Origin of the sequence: Streptomyces sp. ATexAB-D23 (assembly GCF_000373645.1) — a bacterium.
Lineage (GTDB): Bacteria > Actinomycetota > Actinomycetes > Streptomycetales > Streptomycetaceae > Streptomyces > Streptomyces castrisilvae.
Window position 1 is genome coordinate 1 of sequence record NZ_KB892027.1, and the last position, 18,915, is coordinate 18,915.

Sequence of the window (18,915 nt, forward strand, 5' to 3'; positions counted from 1 at the left end):
GATCCGGTGTCGGTGGGGTGGTCGTTGGCGACGACGCGTGCGCGGTTCGAGCACCGGGCCGTGGTGCTGGGTTCGTACGCGGCCGGGCTCGGCGCGCTGGCGGCGGACCAGCCGTCGGCCGGTGTGGTGTCCGGGGTGACCGGGCCCGTGGGCCGGCCGGTGTTCGTGTTCCCCGGCCAGGGGGCGCAGTGGGTGTCGATGGGCGCCCGGATGCTGGAGGAGTCCCCGGTGTTCGCGGGCGTGGTCGCCGAGTGCGAGACCGCGATGGCGGGGCTCGTCGACTGGTCGGTCACCGAGGTCCTGCGCGGCGGCGCGGACGCGCCGTCCCTGGAACGCGTCGACGTCGTCCAGCCCGCTTCGTTCGTCGTGATGGTGGGCCTGGCGGCCGTGTGGCGGTCGTTCGGCGTGGTGCCGTCCGCCGTGGTGGGGCACTCGCAGGGCGAGATCGCCGCCGCCCACGTGGCGGGCGTGCTGTCCCTCAAGGACGCGCTGCGCGTCGCCTGCCTGCGCAGCCGCGCGATCGCGGAACTGGCCAGCGGTGCGGGCACGATGGCCTCCGTCGGAGCCGGTGTGGCCCGGGTCGAGGAGATCCTCGCCCCGTGGGGCGACCGGGTGTCGGTCGCGGCGGTCAACGGCCCCTCGCAGGTGGTCGTCTCCGGTGAGGTCGACGGGGTGGAGGAAGTGGTCGCGGCCTGCCGTGAGCTGGGGCTGCGGGCGCGGCGGATCGCGGTGGACTACGCCTCCCACTCGGCGTCCATGGATGTGCTGCGGTCCGAACTGGCCGATGCCCTCGCGGGCATCGCCCCCCGGACCGGTGAGATCCCGTTGCTGTCGACGGTGACCGGTGAGTTCATCGACGGCCCGGTCATGGACGGCGGTTACTGGTTCACGAACCTGCGTTCCCGGGTGCGGTTCGCCGAAGCGGTCGAGAAGTTGGCGGCCGAGGGGTACGGGGTGTTCGTGGAGGTCTCCTCGCACCCGGTGCTGTCCGCCGCGGTCGAGGAACTGGCCGACGAGAGCGTGGTCACCGGTTCGCTGCGACGCGACGACGGCGGCCTGGACCGGTTCCTGGCCAGTGCGGCCGAGCTGTGGGTCCGTGGGGTGGACGTCGACTGGACGGCCGCCTTCCCCGACTCGCCCCCGGCGCCGGTCGACCTGCCGACGTACGCGTTCCAGGGCGACCACTACTGGTTGCAGGACCTGGAGCGGACCGGCCCCGGCGAGAGCGCGCAGGACCCGGCCGACGCCGAGTTCTGGGCGGCCGTCGAGAACGAGGACCCGCACGCCGTCGCCGGAACACTCGGAGTCGAGGACCCCGCCGCGCTGGAACAGGTGCTCCCCGCCCTCGCCGGCTGGCGCCGCCGGCGCCGCCAGGACTCCGCACTCGACACCTGGCGCTACGACGTCGAGTGGCAGCCCCTGGCCCAAGGCGTGACGCCGAGGATCGACGGCTCCCGCTGGCTGCTGCTCACCCCGTCCGGCGGCCACGCCTGGCAGGAGCGGGCCCGGCAGGCGCTCACCGCGCACGGCGCCGACGTCACCGTGCTCGACATCGCCGAGGGCGACGACCGGGCCGCACTGGCCGCGCGGCTGCGTGGGAACGCGGCGGAGGCCACCGGCATCCTGTCCCTGCTCGCCCTACGCGACCGCACGGACCACGAGGACGCGGGCCACGGACAGCACGACCTGGACCGGGCGGTGCTGCTCGTCCAGGCACTCGGCGACGCCGGAATCGCGGCGCCGCTGTGGATCGCCACCCGGGGCGCGGTCGGCGTCGGGCGCTCCGACCGGGCGCCCGTACCGGAGCAGGCCCTGCTGTGGGGCCTGGGCCGGATCGCGGCCCTGGAGTACCCGCAGCGGTTCGGCGGGCTGATCGACCTGCCGGCCGACGCGGACGAGCGGGCCGGCGAACGGCTGGTGCGCGGTCTCGGCGCCCCCGACGGCGAGGACCAGCTCGCGATACGGACCGGCGGGCTCTACGTGCGCCGGCTCGCGCGCAAGAAGCTGGCCGGCCACACCCCCGTACGCGACTGGCGCCCCTCCGGAACCGTCCTGGTCACCGGCGGCACCGGCGGCATCGGCGCCGAGGTCGCGGCCTGGCTCGCGGCGAACGGCGCCCAGCACCTGCTGCTGACCAGCAGGCGCGGCGAACAGGCCCCCGGAGCCGCCGAGCTGACGCGGCGCCTGACCGGGCTCGGCGCCCGCGTCACCGTAGCGGCCTGCGACGTCACCGACCGTACGGCGCTGCGGGAACTGCTCGACGGCATCGCCCCCGAACACCCGCTGACCGCCGTCGTCCACGCGGCGGCCGTCCTCGACGACTGCCTGCTCGACGCGCTCGACCCGGAGCGGGCCGCAGCGGTGCTGCGCCCCAAGACGGTGGCCGCACACCACCTGCACGAACTGACCAAGGGCCTCGGCCTCGACGCGTTCGTCCTGTTCTCCTCGCTGGCCGGAACGCTCGGCCTGCCCGGACAGGGCAGCTACGCCGCGGCCAACGCCTACCTGGACGCACTGGCATCGGCCCGCCGCGCCGAAGGGCTCCCGGCCACATCGGTGGCCTGGGGCGCCTGGGACCGGGTCGGGCTCGCCTCCGGCGACATCGGCGCCTCGCTGCGCCGCGACGGAGTGACCGGGATGGCGCCGGAGACGGCGATCTCCGGACTGCAACAGGCACTCGACCACGACCTCGGCTACCTCGCCGTCGCCGACGTCGACTGGCGGGTGTTCGGGCCGTCGTGCACGGCGGGCCGCACCGGACGGATACTCGAACAGTTCCCGGAGGCCCGCCGGGCAGCGCCGTCGCGGCCCGACGAGTCCCAGGACGACACCGGCCTCCTGGCAGGACTCGCCGGACTCTCCCCGGCCGAGCGCGAGCAGGCGCTCCTGGACCTGGTGCGCGCCCACGCGGCAGCGGTACTCGGCCTGCCGGACGCGGACGGCGTCGATGCCGACCGGGCCCTGCGCGACATGGGCTTCGACTCACTGACCGCCGTCGAGCTGCGCAACCGGCTCAACAAGGTCACCGGTCTGCGGCTGCCGGTCACCGTCGTCTTCGACCACAACACCGCCCACCAGCTGTCCCGGCACCTGCTCTCCGAACTGTTCGGCACGGACGGCGAGACCTCCGCGTCCCCGCAGCAGCCCGCGCCCGCCGTGGCCGCCGGGCGGGGCGGGGAGGTGGACGACGACCCGGTGGCGATCGTCTCGATGAGCTGCCGCTTCCCGGGCGGTGTGAGCACGCCGGAGGAGTTCTGGCAGCTGCTGTCCGAGGGGCGTGACGCGGTCACCGGTCTGCCCGACGACCGCGGCTGGGACTTGGAGGGCAGCTACCACCCGGACCCGGACCACCCCGGCACGCACTACACGCGCGGCGGCGGATTCCTCGACGACATCGGCGCGTTCGACCCCATGTTCTTCGGGATCTCACCGCGCCAGACCCCGGCCATCGACCCGCAGCACCGGCTGCTCCTGGAAACCTCCTGGGAGGCGTTCGAGCGGGCCGGGATCGACCCGGCGACGCTGAAGGGCAGCCCGGTCGCGGTGTTCGTCGGGGCGAACCAGACGGACTACGGGCCCCGGGCCGCCGCGTCGGCGGGCGAGTTCGAGGGACAGCTCGCCACCGGCAGCGCGGCCAGCGTGGCATCGGGCCGGGTCGCCTACACCTTCGGGCTCGAAGGCCCCGCCGTCACCGTGGACACCGCCTGCTCGTCCTCGCTGGTCGCCCTGCACCTGGCCGCCCGGTCCGTGCGCTCCGGCGAGAGCACGATGGCGCTCGCCGGCGGCGTGACCCTGCTCTCGACGCTGTACACCTTCATCGAGTTCAGCCGGCAGGGCGCCCTCTCCGAGGACGGCCGGTGCAAGGCGTTCTCCGCGGAGGCCGACGGCGCGGGCTGGGCCGAGGGCGTCGGCATGGTCCTCGTGGAACGGCTCTCCGAGGCCCGCCGCAACGGCCACCGCGTGCTCGCCGTCGTCCGCGGCAGCGCCATGAACCAGGACGGGGCGTCCAACGGACTCACCGCGCCCAACGGCCTCGCCCAGCAGCGGGTCATCCGCCAGGCACTGGCCGACGCGGGGCTCGAAGCCGCCGATGTCGACCTGGCGGAGGCGCACGGCACCGGCACAGCGCTCGGCGACCCCATCGAGGCGGAGGCGCTGCTCGCCACCTACGGACAGGACCGGCCCGCCGACCGGCCGCTGTGGCTGGGCTCGGTGAAGTCGAACATCGGCCATACCCAGGCCGCCTCCGGAATCGCCGGGGTCATCAAGGCCGTACTCGCCATGCGGCACGGCGCGATGCCGCGCACCCTGCACGTCGACCGGCCCACCCCGCACATCGACTGGTCCGCCGGAACCGTACGGCTCCTGACCGACGAACGGGCCTGGCCGGACGACCACGGGCCGCGCCGCGCCGCCGTCTCCTCGTTCGGGATCAGCGGCACGAACGTGCACGTCATCGTGGAGGAGGGCCCGCAGACCGCACCCGCACTCCCGGCGGTGGCCGACGGGGCCGCCCCGCGTCCCCTGCCGTGGGCCCTGTCCGCCCGCACCCCCGCCGCGCTCACCGACCAGGTCCGCAACCTGCTCGGCGCCCTCGACACGGAGCCCGGCCACGACGCGGCGGCGATCGGCCGCGGCCTCGCGGCCCGCTCCCGCTTCGAACACCGCCTGGTGTGCTGGGGCACCGACCGCGACGCCCTCCGCGACCGGCTCGGGGACTGGCTGGACGGCCGGACCGACGCACCCTCGGCCGCCGGCACCGCGAGCGGCGGCCGCACCGCGTTCCTGTTCTCCGGGCAGGGCGCCCAGCGCCCCGGCATGGGCCGCGAGCTGTACGAGACGTACCCGGTGTACGCCGACGCCTTCGACGAGGTCTGCGCCCAGGTGGACCTGCACCTGCCCAGGCCGCTGCGCGACCTCGTGTTCGCCGCGCCGGGCAGCCCGGAGGCGGAGCTGCTGGACAGCACCGAATACACCCAGCCCGCCCTGTTCGCTGTCGAGGTCGCGCTGTTCCGCCTCTACGCCTCCTGGGGCGTGGTGCCCGACCACCTGATCGGGCACTCCATCGGCGAACTGACCGCCGCCCACCTCGCCGGTGTCTTCACCCTGGCCGACGCGTGCCGCCTGGTCGTGGCCCGCGGCCGGCTGATGGGACAGGTGCCGGCCGGTGGCGCGATGGCCGCCCTGGCGGTCACCGAGGACGAGGTGCGCCCGCTGCTCGCCGACCGTACGGACCGGATCGCCGTGGCGGCGGTCAACGGGCCGCGCGCGACCGTCGTCTCCGGGGACACCGCCGAAGTCGACCGGGTGGTCGCGCACTTCAAGGGCCTCGGCCACAAGACCACGCGCCTGCGGGTCAGCCACGCGTTCCACTCGCCCCACATGGACGGGATGCTGGAGGAGTTCGCCGCGGTCCTCCGGGACATCCCGATGGCGCCGCCGGCCATTCCCCTGGTGTCCGACGTCACGGGTGTCATGGCCACGGCCGAGCAGCTGTGCACCGCCGAGTACTGGGTGACGCAGCTGCGCGAGGCCGTCCGGTTCGCCGACGGAATCCGCACCCTTGAGGCGGCGGGCGTGACCCGGTTCCTCGAAATCGGGCCGGACGCCGTGCTCGCCGCGATGGCCGCCGACAGCCGCATGGGCGACACCCCCGGCGTGGTGGCGGCGGCCCTGCGGCGCGACCGCGACGAAACCGCGACCGCCCTCGGCGCGCTCACCGAACTCCATGTGCACGGCGCCGCCTGCGACTGGACGGCCCTGCTGCCGGACGGCGACGCGCTTGTCGACCTGCCCACCTACCCCTTCCAGCGGCAGACCTACTGGCTCGACGCCCCGGCCCCCGCTGCGGACGTACGCGCGGCCGGTCTGGACGCCCCCGGGCACCCGATGCTCGGCGGAGCCGTCCAGCTCGCCGACGGCGGCGGCGCGGTCCTGACCGCGCTGCTCTCCACACGTCGGCTGCCCTGGCTGGCCGACCACGTCATCGACGGCACGGTGGTGCTGCCCGGCACCGCGTACCTCGAACTCGCCGTCCGGGCGGGCGACCAGGTCGGCTGCGGCCGGGTCGGCGAACTCACCCTGCACGCACCGCTCGCGCTGCCCGAGGACGCGGCGGCCCAGGTGCAGATACGGGTCGGAGCCGCCGACACCGCCGGAGCCCGCACCCTCGACGTGTACGCACGGCCGGACAGCGCCGACGACGCGGCCGAGTGGCACAAGCACGCGACGGGCACCCTGCTCCCCGACACCGCGCCCCCCGCGGACGCCCCCGCCGTCTGGCCGCCCGAGGGCGCCGAACCGATCGGCCTCGACGGCCTCTACCCGCGCCTCTCGGCGAACGGCAGCGACTACGGCCCGGTGTTCCAGGGCCTCACCGCCGCCTGGCGGCGCGGCCCCGAGGTCTACGCCGAGGTGACGCTGCCCGACACCGCCGACACCGCCGGCTTCGGACTGCATCCGGCACTGCTCGACGCGGCGCTCCAGGCGGTGTCCGTGGGCACGATCGGCGACGCGGGCGTGATGCCGTTCTCCTGGCAGAACGTCGTCCTGCACACCGCGGGCGCCCGTCAGCTGCGCGTCAGGCTCGAAGACCTGGCCGAGCACACGGTCTCCGTACAGGTCTGGGACCCGGCCGGCACCCCGGTCGCGCACGCCGAGTCGCTGGCGTTCCGCCCGAGGACCGCGGCCCAGGCACCCCGCCCGCGCACCGAGTCGCTGATGCGCACCGAGTGGACGCCCGTCCCGGCCGGAACGGCACCCCGCAACGCCACCTGGGCGACGGTCGGCGCCGAAGCCGCACCCGGGACACCCGCCGCGCTCCTGGATGCCGTCACCCTCCACGACCACCCGACCCTGCACGCCCTGGCCGAATCCGGGGCGCCCGTCCCCGAGCGCGTCCTCGCCTTCGCACCCGCCTTCGCGGGAGAACCGGCCGAGGCCGCGAGGGCCGCCGCCCACTGGGCCCTCGCCCTGGTCCAGGGCTGGCTCGCCGACGAGCGGTTCGCCGGATCGCGGCTGGTCCTGGTGACCCGGGGCGCGGTGGCGGCCGACACCCACGAGGGACCGGCCGACCTGCCCGCCGCCACCGTCCACGGACTGGTCAGGGCAGCCATCACCGAGAACCCGGGACGGTTCGCGCTCCTGGACCTCGACCCCGGGAACGGAACCGGCGCGCACGACCCGGCGACGGGCGGCGCACTGGCCGCGGCGCTCGCCGGGGACGAACCCCAGCTGGTGCTGCGCGGCGGCGGGGTGCGCCTCGCCCGGCTCGCCCGCGTACCCGCCGGGGGCACGCCCGCGGGCTGGGACCCGGCCGGCACCACACTCATCACCGGAGGCACCGGCACACTCGGCCGGCTCCTCGCCCGGCACCTGGTCACCGAGCACGGCGTACGGCACCTGCTGCTGATCAGCCGCAGCGGACCGGACGCCGCGGGGGCCGACGAGCTGCGCGCCGAACTCATCGCCCTGGGCGCCGAGGTGACGATCGAGGCCTGCGACGCCGCGGACCGCGCCGCCCTTCAGAAGCTGCTCGACAGCATCCCCGCCGGGCACCCGCTCACCGGGGTCGCGCACGTCGCGGGCGTCGTCGACGACGGGGTGGTCACCGCGCTCACCCCGCACCAGGTCGACCGGGTGCTCGCACCCAAGGTCGACGCCGCGCTGAACCTGCACGAACTGACGGCGGACGCCGGGCTCTCCGGCTTCGTCCTGTTCTCCTCACTGGCCTCGACACTCGGCGGGGCCGGCCAGGCCGCCTACGCGGCGGGGAACGCCTTCCTCGACGCCCTCGCGGCGCACCGCAGGGCCCGGGGACTGCCCGGGGTCTCGCTGTGCTGGGGGCCGTGGGCCGAACTGAGCACCATGACCGGCAAGCTGAGCGACGCCGACTTCGCGCGGTTCGCCCGCAGCGGCCTCGTACCGATGTCCACCGCCGAGGCGCTCGCCCTGTTCGACGCGGCCCGGGGCCACGCCGACGCGGTGCTCGTACCGGCCAGGACGGCCCTCGGCGTCTTCGAGGACGGGCAGCCGGACCAGGTGCCCGCGATGCTGCGCGGCCTGGTGCGCGGCCGGGTCCGCCCGACCGTCGCCGCCGCCCCCGGGGCACCGGGAGCCGGGCCGGGCGCCGGGTCCGGGGCGGCGGAAGCCGCGCCGGGAGACCGGTTCGGCGCGCTGACGGGCCCCGCGCGCAAGCGGGCCCTGCTCGACCTGGTGCGCCGGGAGGCGGCCGTGGTGCTGGCCTACCCGGACGCCGAACTGGTCGACGTGGAGGCGGGCTTCCTCGGCATGGGCTTCGACTCGCTCAGCGCCGTAGAACTGCGCAACCGGCTCAGCGAGGAGACCGGTCTGCGGCTGCCGGCGACCGTGCTCTTCGACTACCCGGCCCCGGTCTCGCTCGCCGCGCACCTCGACGAGATCCTGCCGTCCGACGCGGAACGCACCCTCGCCCCGCTCCTGAGCGGGCTCGAACAGCTGGCCGAGACCCTTCCCGGCCTGGCGGGCGACGACCCGCTGCGCGAGCGGCTGGAGACCCGGCTGCGGGCGGCGCTGGGCCGGCTGACCGGAACGGTCATCCCCCCGGCCCAGGCGCCCGCCGCGCCCAAGGAGGACGACGCCGCCATCGCCGACTTCGACGGGGCGAGCGACGACGAGATCTTCCGGTTCCTGGACGACCTGGACGCCTGACCGGGCCAGTGGGGCGCCCGTCGCGGCGCCCCCCTGGACCCGTTAGGGCCTGTCCCGCGAAGATCCGCCGGACAGGCCCTAGCCCCGGGGCTCCACCACGAGCGCGGTGAACATGTCGTCCAGCCGCGAGACGGCCGTGCCCTCGAACTGCCAGGGTTCCTGGCGCCGTTCACGGGTGAGCCTTTCGAGTACGGGCACCACCTCGGCCGGCGAGGGCAGGGCCTCGGCCTCCTCGCGCAGCCGGGTGGCGTTCCGCTGGAAGGAGGCGTCCGCCAGGATGCGCGCGGCCCGCTCGTACACCGCATCGGGCGTCGCCCGGTCCGTGCCGAGCAGCAGCCCCGCCCCCTGCTCCTCGATTCCGGCGCCCCGGTAGAGCTGATCGGCCAGCGGGGTGGTGACGGTGAGCTGCGGGACGCCGTACATGAGCGCGTTGGCGTAGCTGCCGAAGCCTCCGTGGTGGATCAGCAGGGAGCAGCTGGGCAGCAGGGCGTGCAGCGGTACGGAGGAGACGGCGCGCACATTGTCCGGCAGCGTGCCCAGCTCCTGGATCTGCGACGGCAGCAGCGCGGCCACCACCTCGGCGTCCAGCTCGGCGAGCTGCCCGAGGATGTCGCCCTTGGACACGTAGTCACCGCCGTGGCGCTCGGTGTTGGAGGCGCCGAGCGTCATACAGACCCGGGTCCGCTCGGGCGGGGTGGTCAGCCAGTCGGGCACGACCGCCGGGCCGTTGTACGGCACGAACCGGATGGGGGTGCGCGGGGCGCCGGTGTCGATGCCCAGGCTGCCGGGCAGCGGGTCCAGGGTGAGCTGCCCGGTCGTCAGCTCCTCGCCGAAGGCGCCCCCGAACTCCTCGGCGCGGTCGCCCAGCCACTCGGCGAGCGGGTCCTTCCGCTCGTCGGCCGGCACCCCGAGGGCCAGCTCCCGCAGGATCTCGCGCTTCTTCACCCACACGTCCGCGAAGCAGAGCGAGCGCACATGCGCGGCGCCGACGACGCCCGCGACGATGGGACCGGCGTACGTCAGCGAGTCCCACACCACGAGGTCGGGCCGCCAGACCCGGGCGAACTCCACCATGTCGGGGATCATCGTCTCGTTGAACATGGCGCACGCGTACGCGACCACCTGGGCGCGGTAGGCCTCGGCCTCGTAGGTCAGCTTCGCCGGATCCAGCTCGTTCCAGCTGATCAGCTCCGCCATCTCCTGCGCGTCGCGGTTGGCGTGCATCGACGCGTTGATGCCGTCGTTGGTGCCGGTCGCCACGGCCGTCATTCCGGTGGCGGCGACGACGTCGGCCAGCTCCTTGCAGCTGGCGACCCGGACCTCGTGGCCGGCGGCGCGCATGGCCCACGCCAGTGGCGTCATGCAGAACAGATGGGATTTCTCGGGGATGGTTGCGAACAGCACGCGCACGGTGAACTCCTGGGAGAGTCAAAGGATCCGGAGTTCGTCCAGGTTCGGCCCGCGCCGGGGACCGGGGACGGCCGCCCCCCGAGCATCGGGGGAAACTCCCAGAGTTTCGCGGGTCCGCGTGCGGGTCACACGGCCGACAGGTCACCGGCCGGGGTGAACGAGGCGATGGTCTCCTTCAGCCCGTCGAACAGCCGCACCTCGGGCTCCCAGCCCAGCACCCGGCGCGCCCTGCCGATGTCGGGCCGCCTGCGCTGCGGGTCGTCCGGGTGCGCCTCGACGTAGCGGACGGGGGAGGCGCTGCCGGTCAGCGTGATCACGTACTCGGCCAGCTCCCGCATGGTGATCTCGTGCGGATTGCCGATGTTGACCGGCGAGGTCTCGTAGCTGCCGGCCAGGGCGAGGATGGCGCGCACGGTGTCGGTGACGTAGCACAGCGACCGGGTCTGCGAACCGTCGCCCATGACGGTCAGCGGCTTGCCGGCCAGGGCCTGCTTGATGAACGTGGGCACGACCCGGCCGTCGCCGTCGCGCATGTCGGGGCCGTAGGAGTTGAAGAGCCGGGCGATCCCGGTATCGACGCCGTACTCGTCGCGGAAGGCCACCGTCAGCGCCTCCGAGAACCGCTTCGACTCGTCGTAACAGGCCCGCGGCCCCACCGGGTTGACGTTGCCCCAGTAGTCCTCGCGCTGCGGATGGACGAGTGGATCGCCGTACACCTCGGACGTGGAGGTCACGACGAACCTCGCGCCCTTGTCGCGCGCCAGGGACAGCGCGTTGTACGTCCCGTGCCCGCCGGCCCGCAGCGTTGCCACCGGCATCCGGAAGTAGTCCACGGGCGAGGCCGGGCACGCCAGGTGCAGGACGAGATCGACCCGGCCGGATATCGCGAACGGCTCGACGACGTCCGCGTCGAGGAACGTGAAGCGGGGGTTGTCCAGCAGGTCGCCGATGTTCCGCAGCCGCCCGGTGCTCAGGTTGTCGAGGCAGACGACGCTGTCCCCGGCGGCGAGGAGCGCACGGCACAGATGGGAGCCGACGAAACCGGCGCCGCCGGTCACCACCGTCCGCCTCCCCGTGTGCTCCGGCAGACCCTGGGTTCGAGCGGTGTGGCTCATGTCCAACTCCTCACAGTGATGCGGTGACAGGTAAGGGGAACGCGTCCGGTCCGGCGGCCGGGCCCCGGTGGCGGGAGTCGGGTCTCACTCCAGCATCGCCTCGATGATGTCGGCGGCCCGCGCCGCACCGCCCTCGGACCGCACCTCGGCGCGCAGCGCCGCCAGCCGGCCCCTCACCAGCGGGTCGCCCACCAGCGAGGTCACGGCCTCGCGCAACGCCTCGGGAGTGGCGTCCTCGGTGTCGATACGCCGGGCCACTCCCCGCTCGACCAGCAGTTCGGCGGTGCTGATCTGGTCGGAGCCCTGCGGCACCACCACCATGGGCAGTCCGTGGAACAGGGCCTCCCCGCAGCTCCCCGCGCCGCCGTGCGTCAGGAACGCGTCCGCCTGCGCCAGCACCGACAGCTGCGGCGCCCAGGCGTGTACTTCGACGTTCTCCGGCACGGTACCGAGCTCGGCGGGGTCCACGTCCGGGCCGATGCCGAGAACGACGTGCCAGCCCGGCAGGCCGCCGAACGCCGCGAGACACCGCCGGTAGAACTCCGGCTGCCGCGTGAACGACGATCCCAGCGAGATCAGCAGCACCCGCTCGGCCCGCTCCGGACGCTTCCAGCCGCCTTCCTGGCTCTCACGCCTGAGGAAACACGGGCCGGTGAACGTGACCTCGTCCGGGTCCAGCCGCTCGGCGTGCGGCTGGAGCACCTTCGAGATCAGCGCGAGGGTCCGGCGCCGCCCGGTGAACTCGTCCACGTCCGTCGTCGCGGCCCCGCTCCGCACGAGCCAGTCGGTGAAGCGCGCCTCGTAGGCCTCGGCCCCGGGCAGCTCGGCGGTCTCCGCCTCCGTCGTCACCTCGTTGTCCAGATTCAGGGCGACCACGCACGGCGTCACCAGCGCACTGGGCCGCCCCTGCGCCTCGGCCAGCGCCCGGCCGACGTAGGCGCCCGTGTCGTACAGGTACAGGTCGGCGGGGTCCTCGTCGTACACGTCGCACAGTTGCGGCAACGTCTGCATGTTGCAGTCCAGGAGCACGTTCAGCGTGGAGACCGGGTCCTGTACCCATGCCCCGCCGTCGTCCGGAAAGCGCCGTACGACCGGGACGAACTCGGCACCGGTCCCGCTCAGCCGCCCCGCCACGGCCTCCTCGTTGGCGGCGGTCACCCGGTGCCCGCGCGCCACCAGTTCGGCCAGCACCTCGGAGGACGGGATCACATGACCGAGGAACGGCGTACCGATCATCGCGATGTGGGCGCGGCGAGGCGTCAAGGCGGGATCACCAATCGGGACATCGGGGCGGTGGTGGCCGCCCTCTCCTGTTACGGGCGCAGATCAGCATGTACGCCCCGACGCGCGGAGTGATCCCACGGGCCGGCCTTCTGAGTGAACGCCTAGTAGCAGCCTCGCTCGACCGGTGGAGGGAGGGTTCGGCGTTTCGGCTGTGGGGGTGTGAACGGAGGGATTACGACGACAGGCCCTCATGCGCGGGCGGTGCCTCGGGTTCCTGACGGGGCGCCGGATCGGCAGCGTCGTGCGACGTGGCCAGCACCCAGGAGGTGAACCCTTCGACACCGTCCACGACGGCCTCGGTGCGCGCCGAGTGGAACAGGTCGAACGAGTGCTGTGCGCCGGGCAGTTCCGCGTACACCACCGGGCTGCTGGTGACGTCGCGCAGCCGGCCGACGAAGTACCGGGCGCCCTCGACGGACGCCAGGGCGTCCTTGGTTCCGTGCGTGATGAAGAACGGCGGCGCCGCGGGGCCGAGGTAGGCGTACGGCTGGTTCGCGGAGGGCGGTACGTCGGGTTCCGTGCCGAAGAAGTGGCCGTAGTAGCCGTAGAGGCAGATCGCCGCGGTGACCGAGGTGTCGGCCGACTCGAATCCGGGCTGGTACTCCGGGTCGTTCGGCGTGAGCGCGCACATGGCCGCCATGTTGGAGCCGGCGGAGCTGCCCGCCAGGAACAGCTTCGAAGCGTCGGCGCCGTACTCGCAGGCGTGCTCGCGGGCCCAGGCGATGGCCTTCTTCGCGTCGATCTGGTGGCCGGGGAAGTCGGTCTCGGGCCGCAGCCGGTAGTTGGCGCTGATGCACACCCAGCCCTGCTGGGCCAGGCGGTAGAGCAGGGGCCGCGCCTCACGGCTCTTGCCCCCGCTGGTGAACCCGCCGCCGTGGAAGTAGATCAGGACCGGCCCGTTCGGCGGGGTGTCGCGGCGGTGGTAGACGTCCAGCAGATTGCGGCGGCCCGCGTCCCCGTAGCTGAGGTTGGCGACCCGCTTCACGTCGAGGTGCCGCGTCCAGCGGCGCAGCAGCAGAAGGCGCGGCCAGGGGCGGCGCTGCGGTGCGGACACGTGGCTTCGCCAGCCGGCCCCCAGCCCCTCGTCGACGGCGCGCATGACCACCCCGCCCGCCCGCAGGCCACGCCAGGCGGCCACCGCCATGAACGGGATGGTGGCGAGGGCGATCACGGCCGTCACCCTGCTGCCCGTGGAGTCCAGATCGCCCTGGGCCCCGGCCAGCGCCGTGGAGGCCAGCACGGCGAGAATGCCGATGACGGGCACCTCGTTGAGGACCATGCCGAACCAGAAGCTCAGGGTGGCCAGCAACCGGGGCCGCCGCGGCGCCACAACGGCGAAGAAGGTGCACCAGGTCAAGAGTGCGGTGGACGCCACGTATCCCATAGGCATGCCCGCGATCATATCCGCCTCAACTCTGGAAAGAATCCTGGTACTTCCTCCCCTAGCGTTGCCACGTCATGGAGGTGACACACGTGGCTCTGGCATCCATTTTCGGTACGAATCAGTTCCGCTACGAACCCGGCGGGGTCATCGAGTTCTACGACCGGTACGCGGCAGTGCGCGAGTCCTTCGCCCAGGCCGCGGCGTGGACCGGGCTCGATGTCGAGGGCCTGGTGCGGCAGAACGGGGAGTACGACGACGAGATCCGGCGGATCGCGGTGCCCGTCGGGCTGGCCGCCGCCCAGCTCGGCATCCAGGACGTGCTCGTCGAGAAGGGGCTGCGCCCGCACCTGGCCGGCGGCATGAGCCTGGGCGGGATGACCGCCTCCTGCGTCGCCGGAGCCTGCGACCGCCGCGAACTCATGGGCCTGCTGATGCGTGGCGAGCTCCGGCCGGGGACGGAGACGGCGTCGCCGGAGCCGCAGCGGGAGGAGGCCCTCGCCTCCGCCTACCTGGGCCCGGACGACGACCCGGCGCACCTGTGCGAGGGCCGTGAGGGCGTCTATCTGAGCTGCGACTTCGGCTGGGACAAGGACCGCAGGGTGCGGGTCGCCATGCTCAGCGGCTACCGGGACGCGCTGGAGAAGCTCAGCGCCGACACCGGCGGCCTGGTCAGCGTCACCGAGGGCACCGACGTGGCGGAGCACAGCCCGCTGCGCGAGCGGTCCCAGGAGGCCACCCGCGAGCACATCGCGACGATGCCCTTCACCGACCCCGAACTGCCGCTCTGCTCGGCGCTGGAGGAGAAGGTCCTCACCCGCGCCGAGGAGGTGCGCGAGATGTTCACCGAGAACGCCGTCTCGCCCATCAGCCTGGTGCACCTGACCCAGGAGATGAAGCGTCAGGGCGCCCGGCTGGGACTGATCATGGGACCCTCGCCCAGCCTGGACGCGATGTACTTCCCCTTCCCCGTGGTCTGCGTCGACCACCCGGACGCGGTCCCGAGGGCGGTCGCCGCGGTCTTCGAGCACGGCGTGCCCCTGCGCCGCCGGTAGAGCGGGGGGCGCTTGGCGAGGGCTGTCCCTGTCACGAACCGTGCGCTCACGAGGGCCGCCGGCCGGGGCATCCACATCACCTCGTCAGCCGCCCCTCACTCTTGCGCCTGGCTTTCCGGCGGAGCTCTCTGCGGATCGATCGCGGCGGGCGTCGCAAACCGAAGAGAGGAAGAATCCCAAGGGACTTGCCCCGACGCTGACGGCGACGGCAATCGCGGGGTGGAGCCCGGGGAGAAAGTCGGCGAGCACTCTCTGACCGGCAAGCGAGCCGAAGATCAGATCACACAGCAGGAACGGGGTGAGCATGACCCCGGCGCACCCGATGACGAAGCAAAAGCCCGAGAGGATGTTCCAGATGCGCGCACGGACCGCTCCCGGGCCCTTGTACCGGATGGGCTTCAGTGCTTCCTGGACTTCCAGCGGCCATCGCGTCACGAAGATGTCATTGCTGTAGTCCGGGTCGTAGGTGGTGTGGCGGAACTCGATGCTGTTTCCGACGAGTTTGTGGCCGCTGCCGGCCCCCAGCGGGCGGGGGACATGCCGGTGGATGAAGCCGTGACCCTGGATGTCGGCGCTGATGACGAGGGTCTCGGGGCCGGGTGCGTCGTGACCGGGGTCCTCGGTGGCGGCATAGATGATTCCGACCGCGTGGTGCCCCTCGGCGAACTCCTTCTCACTGGGAGTCGGGCGCGGTTCCGGCGGCGGAGTGAACTCGTTGAGGGCCTTCCGGATACGTCGGAGCAGAGAAGGTTTCACCTGCCCGGTGGTCTCCTCAGCGCTCATGTCTCGAACCTCCACTTCGAGTCTCGGGGTGGGGCGCATCGCGGAAACGGTCGAGGCGGGGCGGCGTCATCGACGAAGGTACGCAGCGTCCCTTCTGCCTGGCGCATTCTCCCATGCCCTGTGATCCCGATCACCAGGAACCTCCGAGGATGCCCCGGCCTTCGGGCCGGGGAGGAATCGGACCCCTGCGGAGCAGGGCGGGAATAGCCGAATCGCCGTCAGGGTGATTCGGCGTCTGCCACGGCGGCGTCGCGCTCGACCTCCAGCCGGTAGACGATCTCGGAGTTGAGGGATCTGCGGGCGGACTTGGCCTGAGTGACCAGCCACGAGTGCAGGTCTGCGGGCAGACGGAGGGTGATGCGCTTCTCTTCATCCATGACCCCAGGGTAATGGTCATCGAGTGGCTGGGTAGTAGTAGAGTGACACCATGACGACACGACGTGAGAGTTCGGAGGGTGCCGGGAACGCCCGGTACACCTACCGGCTTCGGGTGTCGTCGACCGCCTGCGCGGGCCTGATGGCCGAGTGGGCGCGCTGCCGGTGGGTGTGGAACGAGTGCGTGGCCATGTCCCGGAAGGTCCATGCCGCGAACCGCGACGCCGCCGAGAAGACGACGTGTGGTCCGGCGCAGCTCGACAAGATGCTGACCGAGGCCCGCACTGCCATGTCGTGGCTGCGCGAGGGTGCCTCGGTGCCGCAGCAGCAGACCATCCGCGACTTCGCCAAGTCCCGCGCCAAGGCGCTCAGGGACATCAAGGCCGAACTGCCGCTCCGGCAGCGCGCCGGGATGCCCCGCGTCAAGCGGAAGCGGAACGCGCTGCCCACGCTGAACTACACCCAGCGCGGGTTCCGGCTGAAGGACAGCCGCCTCCACGTCGCGGGCGGGATCGTCCTGACAGTCGTCTGGTCCCGCGACCTTCCTGCCGCGCCCACCTCGGTGCGGGTCTACCAGGACAGCGTGGGCCACTGGTACGCGTCGTTCGTCGTCGCCACCGAGGCCCGGCCTCTCCCGATGACGGGCGCCCTGCTCGGCGTGGACTGGGGCGTCAAGGAAACCGCCACCACCACATCCGACGCCCACGACCTCCCCCACGCCCAGCGCGGCAAGCGCGCGGCGCGGCGGCTGGCCCGCTACCAGCGGATGATGGCCCGCCGCCGCCCCGCGCGGGGCCAGGCCGCATCCAAGGGCTACCGCAACGCCCAGCGGCAGGCCGCGAAGGTACACAAGAAGGTCGCCCGGCAACGCCAGGACAGCGCCCGCAAGTGGGCCAAGTCCGTAGTCCGAGACCACGACGTGATCGCCGTCGAGGACTTCCGGCCCAAGTTCCTCGCCAGGACAACCATGGCCCGCAAAGCCGCTGACGCGGCGATCGGCGCCACCAAGACGGCCCTGATCGAGATGGGCCGCAAGCACGGGCGGGACATCCGCCTCGTCAATCCCGCGCACACCACCATGGACTGCGCGTCGTGCGGAGCGAGAACCAAGCACGCACTACCTCTTTCGGAACGTACCTACACCTGCACCGCGTGCGGAGCCGTGTCCCCCAGGGACAAGAACTCCGCCCGCGTGATGCTGGTCCGGGCAGGTCTCAACCCGGCTGGTGCTGATCGTGTAAGAGCTGGCGGACCGCTGGTCCCCAGCCAACGTGAGCCAGGAATCCCCGTCCTTTAGGGCGGGGAGGATGTCAAAGAGCTGATACCGATCTGACGGCGGTGTCCGCCAGTTGGGCGTCTCCGCGACCTGATCACGCTCCGAACCTGGAACACGCCGCCCCGGCCGACGCTCGGGCTTCGACATTCGAGATTCGAGCTTCGAGATTCGAGCTGTGTTTTTTTATCCGGGCCCTTCATGCGGGGTGGATATAGAGAAATTTACCCCCCACCCCCCCTTCCCCACCCTAGCGACCAGCAAATATGACTAATAGTGAGTAAGTTGCAGCGGAGAGTCATGACTGCCTACGGTGCACAACGAAACGACCCCGACGCGGCGTTGAAGCACCGGCCGGGGCCTGACCCAAGATCGACACCCAAAGAAAGACCGATCTCATGGCTGCCAAGCACTCTAGCCCCGCCCCCTCCTCGCCCGCAGCCCACCGCCCGTTCCGCACGGCCCACTCCGGCTACGGCAAGCGGTCCCTCCCCGGCCGGGAGCCCGCCCGCCCCGACGCCTTCGACTGCCTGCCCGAGCGTGAGCGGTACGTCGCGGCTTACGTCGACCGCCTGCCCGACGGTGCCGCCATGGACATCAAGTCGCTGGCCAAGGACCTGCCCCTGTACGGCCAGATGGCCATCGGCACCGCCCTGCGCGCGCTCGCCGTGGCCGGGCATCTGCGCCGCGTACGGTGCCGGGTCGAAGCAGAAGGCACGTGCCGCTGGGTGACGTACACCTACTGGTCCCGCACCGCCCACGACAACGAGTGGTGGACCGCCGCACTCAGGGGTGAGGCCACCGCCGCCCCGGCACCGGTACCCGCCCCGGCACCGGTACCCGCCCCGGCACCGGTACCCGCCCCCGCCCCCTCCGCCGAGCCGGCCGACGTACCCCCACAGCGCACCGCGCGGCGATCCGCCCCGAAGCCGCCCGCGCTCCCGGAACCGCCCGCGCCCCCGGAACCGCCCGCGCCCCCGAAGCCGCCCGCGCCCCCGAAGCCGGGACACCGGCCGGACGCGGGCGCCGCCCCCGTCCCCGAGCCCGAGCCCGAGCCCGTCCCGACGTACTCCGCCGCCTACCTCGCACTCGCCGAACTCGGCCGCCGCGAACCCCGCCTGGCGCTCTCCGCCGCCGACTGCGCCGCCCTGGAACCGCTCGCCGCCGCCTGGCTCGCACGAGGTGTCGGTGCCGACCACCTGACATCGGCGCTCACCTCCGGGCTTCCCGAGCGCGTCGCCTTTCCCCTGGGCCTGGCGCGCCGCCGCCTCATCGACAAGATGCCGCCCCGCCTGCCCGACGCCCCGGCACACCACGGCACGTCCGTACGCGGCCTCCAGGTCGAGTGCGCCGAGTGCGGCCACCCCGGCCCAGCCGAAGCCCTCCCGGACGGCCTCTGCCGCCCCTGCCGCACCGCGCACCAGCCACCGGAATCCGCAGCGCCCGTGACTCCGGACGGGGCCGACGGCGTCCCGGCCCGCGTCGCCGGTCTCCGCACGCTACTGCGCACCCCGCGCACCCCGCGCACGCCCTGAGCCGCCGACGCCCCGA

Annotated in this window: 10 protein-coding genes; 4 read left to right on the forward strand and 6 right to left on the reverse strand. The window is 73.0% G+C overall.

Annotation, left to right across the window (positions count from 1 at the left end; genetic code table 11):
• Positions 1–24 precede the first annotated feature (24 nt).
• Positions 25–8,688, forward strand: a complete 8,664-nt coding sequence (locus B082_RS0123695; RefSeq protein ID WP_158688896.1) for a type I polyketide synthase — start codon at positions 25–27, stop codon at positions 8,686–8,688.
• 78 nt (positions 8,689–8,766) lie between these two features.
• On the opposite strand, the gene B082_RS0123700 is transcribed toward B082_RS0123695, so the two are convergent.
• The 4 genes from B082_RS0123700 to B082_RS0123715 all read right to left on the reverse strand — a co-directional run bounded on the left by B082_RS0123700 (position 8,767) and on the right by B082_RS0123715 (position 13,887).
• Positions 8,767–10,098, reverse strand: a complete 1,332-nt coding sequence (locus B082_RS0123700) for an activator-dependent family glycosyltransferase (RefSeq protein WP_018554289.1) — start codon at positions 10,096–10,098, stop codon at positions 8,767–8,769.
• A 125-nt stretch (positions 10,099–10,223) separates the two neighbouring features.
• Positions 10,224–11,213: a UDP-glucuronic acid decarboxylase family protein gene (locus tag B082_RS0123705; RefSeq protein WP_051094668.1), complete on the reverse strand. Its 990-nt coding sequence runs from the start codon at positions 11,211–11,213 to the stop codon at positions 10,224–10,226.
• An 84-nt stretch (positions 11,214–11,297) separates the two neighbouring features.
• Positions 11,298–12,476: a macrolide family glycosyltransferase gene (locus B082_RS0123710; RefSeq protein ID WP_106435529.1), complete on the reverse strand. Its 1,179-nt coding sequence runs from the start codon at positions 12,474–12,476 to the stop codon at positions 11,298–11,300.
• A 193-nt stretch (positions 12,477–12,669) separates the two neighbouring features.
• On the reverse strand, positions 12,670–13,887 hold the full coding sequence (locus B082_RS0123715) for an alpha/beta hydrolase (protein WP_106435531.1): 1,218 nt from the start codon (positions 13,885–13,887) through the stop codon (positions 12,670–12,672).
• An 83-nt stretch (positions 13,888–13,970) separates the two neighbouring features.
• Between B082_RS0123715 and B082_RS0123720 the strand changes: the two genes are divergently transcribed.
• Positions 13,971–14,933 (forward strand): ACP S-malonyltransferase, encoded by a 963-nt coding sequence (locus B082_RS0123720; RefSeq protein WP_037710758.1) that lies wholly within the window; start codon positions 13,971–13,973, stop codon positions 14,931–14,933.
• A gap of 84 nt (positions 14,934–15,017) precedes the next feature.
• On the opposite strand, the gene B082_RS0123725 is transcribed toward B082_RS0123720, so the two are convergent.
• Both B082_RS0123725 and B082_RS38205 read right to left on the reverse strand, forming a co-directional pair.
• Positions 15,018–15,716, reverse strand: coding sequence for a hypothetical protein (locus B082_RS0123725; protein ID WP_018554294.1), 699 nt, complete (start codon positions 15,714–15,716; stop codon positions 15,018–15,020).
• A 218-nt stretch (positions 15,717–15,934) separates the two neighbouring features.
• Positions 15,935–16,093, reverse strand: coding sequence for an Arc family DNA-binding protein (locus B082_RS38205; protein WP_018554295.1), 159 nt, complete (start codon positions 16,091–16,093; stop codon positions 15,935–15,937).
• 50 nt (positions 16,094–16,143) lie between these two features.
• Here B082_RS38205 and B082_RS0123735 point away from each other — a divergent pair, with 50 nt between their 5' ends.
• Positions 16,144–17,388 (forward strand): RNA-guided endonuclease InsQ/TnpB family protein, encoded by a 1,245-nt coding sequence (locus B082_RS0123735; protein ID WP_026250127.1) that lies wholly within the window; start codon positions 16,144–16,146, stop codon positions 17,386–17,388.
• A gap of 374 nt (positions 17,389–17,762) precedes the next feature.
• Complete coding sequence (locus tag B082_RS0123740) at positions 17,763–18,899, forward strand: hypothetical protein (RefSeq protein WP_018554297.1); 1,137 nt, start codon at positions 17,763–17,765, stop codon at positions 18,897–18,899.
• The last annotated feature ends 16 nt before the right edge of the window (positions 18,900–18,915 follow it).